Genomic DNA, 491 nt, shown 5'->3' on the forward strand with positions numbered 1-491 from the left:
CGTCCGCTCCGGGGTGGTCGGCTCCGGGGTGGTCGGCTCCGGGGTGGTCGGCTCCGGGGTGGTCGGCTCCGCCGCGCGGACGGCGGTGCGGTGCAGCAGGTCGAACACCACCAACCCGGTGAGCAGGCTCGCGACCGGTGCCAACGGCGCGAGCGCGCCCACATCCCCCCGGAACAGGACCGCGGCGATCCCCACCAGGCCGAGCACGGTGACCACCAGCAGCCCGGGCAGGCGCCGCCGCCGGGACGCCAGACCCGCCGCCACGGCGAGCAGCACCAGCACCACGGCCATCCCCGCCAGCAGAACCAGCTTGTCCGCGGTGCCGAACAGCGCCACCGCCAGGTCCTTGAGCCAGGCGGGGGTGAGGTCGACAGCCGTGTTGCCCACCGCCAGGTACGGCGAGGCGTTGCCCCCGACGAACGCGGCGACGAGGCGCCCCACCGCCAACGCCGACGCGAGCGCGAGCACGCCGACCGCGGCGGCGGCCCCCG

The 491-nt window shown here is 77.0% G+C and carries 1 pseudogene; it reads right to left on the reverse strand.

The features are described from left to right. Nucleotides 1-491, reverse strand: a pseudogene (locus SACPADRAFT_RS33620) (molybdopterin-dependent oxidoreductase); the annotation flags it as partial.

It is taken from the genome of Saccharomonospora iraqiensis subsp. paurometabolica YIM 90007 (assembly GCF_000231035.2).
In the GTDB taxonomy this organism is placed as follows: Bacteria; Actinomycetota; Actinomycetes; order Mycobacteriales; family Pseudonocardiaceae; genus Saccharomonospora; species Saccharomonospora paurometabolica.